Raw genomic sequence first — 6,279 nt, 5'->3', positions numbered from 1 at the left:
GGCTAATGCTAATTTGCCGAGTAAAGTCCAAACACCAAAATAACTGGCAGGTGAGTGTCCAAATCCGCTGCTGCGTGCTGCCATCGTCGTATTTAAATTGCTCGTCGAGCACCAGTTTACCGTTGTGGTGCGTGCCGGTGATTTCAACATGAAAACGCTTCACGACCTCGCCGCTGCGTTTTTGAAACATGCCCCACGCGTCGGTTTTGCCGACAAAATAATGCACTAAATCGAGCTTGGGTTCGGCCTTTTGGTATTGCGCTACATCGGGTGAGGCGCAGGCGGTCAGTAGGCCACACACCGCGGCGATGATGGATTTTTTCATGATGAAACTCCTGCCGGTTCGGTTTTGATACGAGTGAGCAACAAAAATGCCGCCAGTTTGAAAGCGCAAGGCACGCCAGCATAAACCCAAGCCAGCGCTGGTCCTGCGGGGCTGCTCGGTTGATAATCGAGCGCTGCTAAGGCTGGGAGGGCTAGGCCAGACAAGGCTAATGCTAATTTGCCGAGTAAAGTCCAAACACCAAAATAACTGGCAGGTGAGCTGTCTTGGCGAATCAGTTTGGCCAGCAACACAGGCGGTAGGGCCAAATCCGCCCCCAGCGCCAAGCCCGCCGCAATGCAAACGATGAAATACGCCGCGATATCGCCCGCGCCCAAAGTGGCCGCGCCGCAAAATGCCAAAATCGCCAACAGCATGCCCCAGCGCCACGCGCATAAAACGCCAATTTTTTTTGCGGCCATCACCCACAGCGGTAAGCCAATTGCCGCGGCGATAAAGTAGCTGGCTAAAAATACGCCCGCGTAATTTGGTGCTTGCAGCCTGTCGTTGATGAAAAACAGCGCCAAAGTCGATGGAATTGCCACTGAAATCGCATTCAAAAAGTAGGGCGGCAATAACTGGCGAAAACCTTGATGCGCTTTCATCAAAGCCCAAGTGGCACGCCAACTGGGTGCTGTTTCGCTATTTTTGACGCGTTGCCATGCGGGGGCGAATTTAAGTAATACCCATACTGCCAGTAGCAAAACAGCGGCAAAGGCGATGCTGTAATAGCTTAAATTGCTGTTCAGTGTTGCGGCGGGGCGGCTCATGATCCAGCTTGGAATCACGCTGGCTAAAATTACGCCAAACAAGCCCGCGCCTTCTCGCCACGCAGCCGCGCCCAGTAGCCCTTGATCGCTGCTCATTGAACTTGAATCAATGCGTGCGCCCCAAGTTAAATAGGCGATGTTGAGCATGCTGTGCGCGGTATAGGCAGCAATCAGCATTGCAGCAAGCCATAGCGCCATATACATCGTATTGCCAGTGGGTACTGGCGGTAGCCATAAACCTAAAAATGCCAAAGCTAACACCACTGCGCTACTGCAAAACCACAGCGTGATACGGCCATTGAGTCGGTCAATCCAGCGCCCGAGCAGTGGGTCTTGAAAAGTGTCGATTAAACGCGCCAAAAATAACACCCAGCCGGTTAATCCCAAAGCCAAGCCCAATTGCCCGCTGTAGTAAGCCGGGATTTGCACATACACCGGCAATGCGGCCATCGCGAGGGGCAGACCGAGCAGGCCGTAACTGGCGTAGGCCAATGGGCGGATGGTGTTCATGGCGAATTGCCTAAAAGCTGTGCACGTAAATCTTTGTCTTTGCTGCGCGCATCAAACCAAATGGCAAAAAACGCTTTGGCAAACTCGGGGTCGCGAATATCGGCCAGTAATTTATTGCGGCTGTAAAAGCGAGCACCTTCATTGGGGATATACACGCCAATGAGTTGATCGCCTTCTTTCACATCCGTAAACGCGCGCTGCATTTGCTCTTCCCAGCGTTTAAGCGTGTCGGCGCTGTAGCGCGCACCAAATAGCCGTTCAATTTCATCCAAACTGGTTTCAACAAATTGCTCACGACTGATATTGCGGTGATACGTTAACTCCAAGGCAAAGGGGGCGTTGATATCAAATGGCTTTTTTTCGCTCCACAGTTTGGCGGTATAAATCCGCAGCCCAAACCAGCGCAAATCGCCGCTGCCGATGGTTTGCGCTTGCGGTAGATGCTCGCGCCATGTGGCTGCTTGTGCAGGTATTGCCATGCAGGCAATGGCGAGTAATGCGGCTAGGGATATACGGTGACTCAGCATGGTTTTAGTCTTTTTGCATCAAAAATTGCACGACATCGGTTTTGCCACCGTCAAAGCCCGCTTCGCAGTAAGCAAAGTACAGGCGCCAAATTTTCATGAATTTTTCATCAAAGCCTTGTGCGGTGATGGCGGCTTTTTCAGACTCCCAATCGGCGCGCCAGCGGCGTAAAGTTTCGGCGTAGTCGCGGCCAAAGTGGTATTGATCGATGGTGGAAAGGCCTGCTTGGCTGGCTTTTTGATTAAAGCGCTCTGGGCTAGGTAACATGCCGCCGGGGAATATATATTGCTGAATAAAGTCGGTGCTGCTGCGATAGCGCTCAAATGCTGATTCGACAATGGTGATGGTTTGGATTAGCGCTTTGCCGCCTGATTTGAGGCGTGCAGCAACGGTTTTGAAGTACTCCGGCCAGAATCGCTCGCCGACGGCTTCAAACATTTCAATCGACACAATCGCGTCGTATTCGCCTTGCAAGTCGCGATAATCACAGATTTCAAGTTGTGCGAGCTCGCCCAAGTCTTGCGCTGCGATGCGTTCTTGCGCGATGGCCAATTGCGCTGGAGAAATCGTTACGCCATGTACCTGAATACCGAGCTTCGCCGCATGTTCGGCAAAACCGCCCCAGCCGCAGCCGATTTCCAGTACGCGGCTGCCCGCACGCAGCCCGAGCACGTCGATAATGCGTTGGTATTTGGCGATTTGCGCGCTGTGCAGCGATTGCGCGTAGTCGCCATTAAAAATCGCACTCGAATACGTCCAGCTTGGGTCAAGCCAGCGTTGGTAAAACGCATTGCCAATATCGTAGTGCGCATGAATATTGCGCCGGCTGCCTTCGCGAGTATTGGGGCGTAGCCAATGTTTGATCCGATACCACAAGGTAGCGAGTTTGCCGCCAAATACCATTTGGTCGAGTACCGCTTCATTGCGTAGCGCCAAGTTCAGCACCGCAGTCAGATCAGGGCTATCAATCCAGCCCGCTTCATAGCTCTCAGCAAAGCCAATATCGCCCGCTCGTAAAATTCGGCTGCACGCGCGCCAATCAATGATTTGCAGGGTTGCTGATGGCGGCTGATGTAAGTTGCCAAACATTAAGTGCGTGCCTTCGGGCGTAATCAATTGCAAATGCCCATGCTGCAAACGGCCCAGCAGATTCAAAAATAATTTAGCGGCAGTGGGTGCGTTTTGCGCAATGCTTTGGATAACTTGGCTTTGATTCATGATGTCAGCTCCGAATGTTGTGCGACGACCTTGTGTGGTGTTGGGTGGATTGAAGTGCTCAATGCGATTGCGGGTGGTACCGGTTTGCTAAAAAACGGCACCCGTTTACGCCATAAGTGAAACGCCTGCCAATGAATTCGCGCGAATACGCCCAGCGTTAATAAGGGCTGCGCCAGTAGGGCACGCCAGAGTGTTTGCCGATTGAGCGCCTCTCGTTTGCCGCCGACGGCGGTTTTAATCAGTAGGCCGTCAGCATCAAAATAATCAATGCCCACCCAGGCCGTTTGTGGTGTGTCGCGAAAACCAAATTGATAATGGCCTTGTACTTCACAAAACGGTGAGACGTGCATCATTTTGATGCATTCAAGGCGGGTATTGCTGTCTATGCATTGCTGATCATGGCCTGCAATTAAATACTGGTGTGTTTCGCCAAAGGTATTGTTGACTTCAGCGAGTACGGCACGCAAACCGCCGTCGAGATCGTAGCAATACCAAAAGCTGACCGGATTAAATACAAAGCCAAAAACGCGCGGGAAAGTGTGTAGCCAGATTTCGCCGTTCGCTTCGATGCCGTATTGCACCAAGAGATCACGCATCCATTGCTCCAAATTGCTACCGTCTTTTGGGCCGTAATCATGGGTGTAAATTGAAACAGGGCGCTTGCGATTGATGCCAAAACCACTGACGTCAATCTCGTCCAAGCGCGCTAAATTGACGCGCAAGCAAAATACCGGATACACAAAGCGGTTTTGTGCTGGACGTAAACGTTCGTGCATCACTTGGCCGCGAATGATTTGCGCTGGGGCGTTCATGGCAAGCTGGTCCAGCTTGGAGCGAGGCCAAAATCAGCGACAACGCGCAGTGCTGATTTCAAGCCGTCTTCGTGAAAACCATAACCGGTCCAAGCGCCAGCAAACCAAGTGCGATTTTTGCCTTGAATGGTGTGTAGCTGAGCTTGCGCGGCAATCGCCGCGTGGTCGAACACCGGATGCTGGTATTCAAACTGCGCCAGTACTTTATCTACGGCTGGAGGCATAAATGGATTAAGTGTTACCACGACTGGCGTTTGAAACGGTAGATTTTGCAATTGATTCAGCAAATAACTCACGCACACGGGGCGTTGCCCATCGACATTGGCGCCGCCAAGGTAATTCCACGCTGACCAGACTTTTTTGAGTTTCGGTAATTGCTTAGCGTCGGTGTGCAGAACTGCGGTATTGGCTTGGTAGCGTACGGCTGAAAGCAGTGCGGTTTCTGCATCGCTGGCGTCACTCAATATGGCGAGGGTATCGGGGGCGTGCGTGGCAAAGATGACCGCGTCAAATTGTTCGGCAGTATTTTCGGTATGTACCATCACACCAGTCGAAAGCCGCTCAACGCGAAATACCGGCGCTTGCAGGCGAATATCAGTCAATGTAGCGGCAATTTTGCGCACATATTCCCGTGCTCCACCTTGGACAGTTTGCCATTGCGGCCGATCATTCACTTGTAAGAGGGCATGGTTCAGGCAAAAGCGCAAAAAGGTCGAAGCAGGAAATTCTAAAATATCATTAGGTGAACTCGACCAAATCGCCGCCGCCATTGGCAATAAATACGCATCGCGGAAAGTATCCCCATAATTGCCGCTTTTCAGTAGCTCACCTAAAGTGGCTTTGCTTTGTAAGCAGGCGGCTAGATTTTCATTGGCTGCCGCATTAAATCGCAAAATATCGCGCAGCATGCCGATGAATGACGGCGATAGTAGTCGGCGGCGTTGGGCAAAGACGGTGTTGAGGTTAGTACCGGCCCATTCAAGATCGCCGTCATCGAGTGACACACCAAACGACATATCGGTCGCATAGGTATTGACCCCTAGCTCAGCAAACAAGGCGATTAGATTCGGATACGTCGCTTTGTTAAATACCAAAAACCCAGTATCAACTGGATGAGTTTTGCCTTCCACAGTAATGTCGACCGTATTAGTGTGGCCGCCCAAGTAGCGCCCAGCCTCAAACAGCACCACATCGTGGCCGCGACTTAAAAAGTAAGCACTGGCTAAGCCAGAAATCCCTGAGCCAATCACTGCAATGCGTTGCCGCGCTGAATTCATCATTTTTCCTGCCGTTCGTCATCATGGATGGTGTATGTTTTTCTACTTAGGTGTTAAGATTACTACTAACTTAAAATAATATCTACTAGTTAGTAGAGGAAATTTACTGATGAGTATCTTTAGCAAGTTAAGCTTCAAAGACCAAGCCTTTAAATTGCGTGAAAATGCGATTTTAGATGCGACGACGGCCATCCTTGGCACCAAGGGTTATGATTTGATGACAATGGATGACGTTGCCAATGCGGTCGGTATTTCTAAACCGAGCTTATATAAGCATTTCAAATCAAAAGAGGATTTAGTTGGCGAAGCTTTGATCCGTTTGATTGATGGGGCGATCGATTTTTTGGCGCAATTGAGTCATGAATTAAGTGCGATCGATAAACTCATTGCTTTGCTGGAATGGGCGTTGCGCGTGCGTCTAGAGGGTGGGATGCCATTTTTGCCGTCTACCAGCGCGCATGTGCGCGATATGTTGATGCGCAATCTAAAGTACGTCACTCGGGTGTTGAAGTTGAATGGCCAGCTTGAAAAGTTGGTGCTGGCAGCGCAAAAAAAAGGCGATTTGAATCCGGAGCTGCCAAGTGATGTGATTTTATTTAGTTATTACTCACGCACTTGTGATCCTGCCGTCGAGTATTTGCAAAAATTTAGCAAAATGGATAACGAAGCCATCGTCATGCATATATTGCAAGTGGCTTTAGGTGGGCTGCGCCCTACAGTGGCGGCGTAAATACAAAAAACCCCATAAACCTAAGTTTTATGGGGTTTTGCATCTTGCTGTTTTTACTGATGGTGCCCAAGAGAAGACTCGAACTTCCACACCCTTGCGGGCGCTAGGACCTGAA

7 protein-coding genes are annotated in these 6,279 nt (G+C 50.7%); 1 reads left to right on the top strand and 6 read right to left on the bottom strand.

All coding sequences use genetic code 11. The features are described 5' to 3' along the window. The 6 genes from Q0V82_RS16255 to Q0V82_RS16230 all read right to left on the bottom strand — a co-directional run. A partial coding sequence (locus Q0V82_RS16255; RefSeq protein WP_297577451.1) for a DUF3833 family protein occupies nt 1-325 on the bottom strand: 325 nt, incomplete at its 3' end. Continuing rightward, entirely contained in the window at nt 322-1,602 is a 1,281-nt protein-coding gene (locus Q0V82_RS16250) for an MFS transporter (protein ID WP_297577448.1), read from the bottom strand. The genes Q0V82_RS16250 and Q0V82_RS16255, both read right to left, overlap by 4 nt. Further along, nucleotides 1,599-2,129, bottom strand: coding sequence for a chalcone isomerase family protein (locus Q0V82_RS16245; protein WP_297577445.1), 531 nt, complete (start codon nt 2,127-2,129; stop codon nt 1,599-1,601). Before Q0V82_RS16245 ends, Q0V82_RS16250 begins: the two co-directional genes overlap by 4 nt. 4 nt (nt 2,130-2,133) lie before the next feature. Further along, nucleotides 2,134-3,345, bottom strand: a complete 1,212-nt coding sequence (locus Q0V82_RS16240; protein ID WP_297577444.1) for a cyclopropane-fatty-acyl-phospholipid synthase family protein — start codon at nt 3,343-3,345, stop codon at nt 2,134-2,136. Further along, a complete protein-coding gene (locus Q0V82_RS16235; protein ID WP_297577442.1) occupies nt 3,342-4,157 on the bottom strand; it encodes a DUF1365 domain-containing protein in 816 nt (271 codons plus the stop codon). Before Q0V82_RS16235 ends, Q0V82_RS16240 begins: the two co-directional genes overlap by 4 nt. Beyond that, on the bottom strand, nt 4,154-5,437 hold the full coding sequence (locus Q0V82_RS16230) for an NAD(P)/FAD-dependent oxidoreductase (RefSeq protein WP_297577440.1): 1,284 nt from the start codon (nt 5,435-5,437) through the stop codon (nt 4,154-4,156). Before Q0V82_RS16230 ends, Q0V82_RS16235 begins: the two co-directional genes overlap by 4 nt. 106 nt (nt 5,438-5,543) lie before the next feature. On the opposite strand from Q0V82_RS16230, the gene Q0V82_RS16225 reads away from it, so the two are divergent. Further along, a complete protein-coding gene (locus tag Q0V82_RS16225) occupies nt 5,544-6,164 on the top strand; it encodes a TetR/AcrR family transcriptional regulator (RefSeq protein ID WP_297577438.1) in 621 nt (206 codons plus the stop codon). The last annotated feature ends 115 nt before the right edge of the window (nt 6,165-6,279 follow it).

Origin of the sequence: uncultured Deefgea sp., assembly GCF_947072475.1 — a bacterium.
In the GTDB taxonomy this organism is placed as follows: Bacteria; Pseudomonadota; Gammaproteobacteria; order Burkholderiales; family Chitinibacteraceae; genus Deefgea.
This window is presented reverse-complemented; position numbering and strand designations above follow the sequence as displayed.